Consider the following 800-nt stretch of genomic DNA (forward strand, 5'->3'; position numbering starts at 1 on the left):
AACTCCCGAAGCATTAGCACCCTTTAAAGTAGACCTTACACAAGCCTTTCCTCAGTTAGCAACAGTGAGCTCGGACAGCCTTGATGCCAAAGTGCTGATCAACACATTTTCTCAAACACATGCTCAGGTCGAAAATAGTATTTTCATGGTCGACCCCTATAACAATCTAATGATGTATTACCCTGAGGGCGTGGAGCCAAAGCATTTAATGGAAGACTTAGAAAGGCTTTTAAAGGTTAATAAACCCAAGCTGTAATAAAAACATCTTTATTCATGATCAATACCCCTCAATAAAAATAATAGAGACGACATGAACAAACTCTTTTTCAGAATCAGCCTGGCCGCCTGTGCGCTGGCTTTATTTGTGATAGTGCTGGGCGCATACGTTCGTCTGTCTGATGCCGGATTGGGCTGTCCAGACTGGCCGGGATGTTATGGCACGCTCATTGCCCCAAGTGATAGCAATGACATTCAAGCTGCCAACGAAGCCTACCCGGAACGCCCATTTGAAGCCGACAAAGCCTGGAAGGAAATGATTCATCGTTACTTTGCCAGCACTTTGGGCTTATTAATCCTGGCAATGGCAGCTATTGCNATTAAGCGCAGAAAAGAACAAGGTCAGCAACTCACGCTTCCCCTAATTCTACTCGTAGTCGTCTGCTTTCAAGGCGCACTAGGGATGTGGACCGTCACCATGCTACTAAAACCCGCAATTGTTACGCTTCACTTGCTTGGGGGAATGTTAACTTTAGCCCTGCTTTGCTGGGCGATGCTAAGTGATCGACAACAAAAACCTGCTA

At 45.7% G+C, this 800-nt stretch carries 2 protein-coding genes; both read left to right on the top strand.

The window, feature by feature from the left end; translation table 11 throughout:
• The coding region (locus tag A3766_RS31725) for a hypothetical protein (protein ID WP_197479799.1) at positions 1 to 256 on the top strand (256 nt) is incomplete at its 5' end.
• A gap of 54 nt (positions 257 to 310) precedes the next feature.
• Positions 311 to 800: heme A synthase (locus tag A3766_RS27655; protein ID WP_197479800.1), on the top strand; the 490-nt coding region annotated here is incomplete at its 3' end.

Source organism: Oleiphilus sp. HI0132 (genome assembly GCF_001635845.1).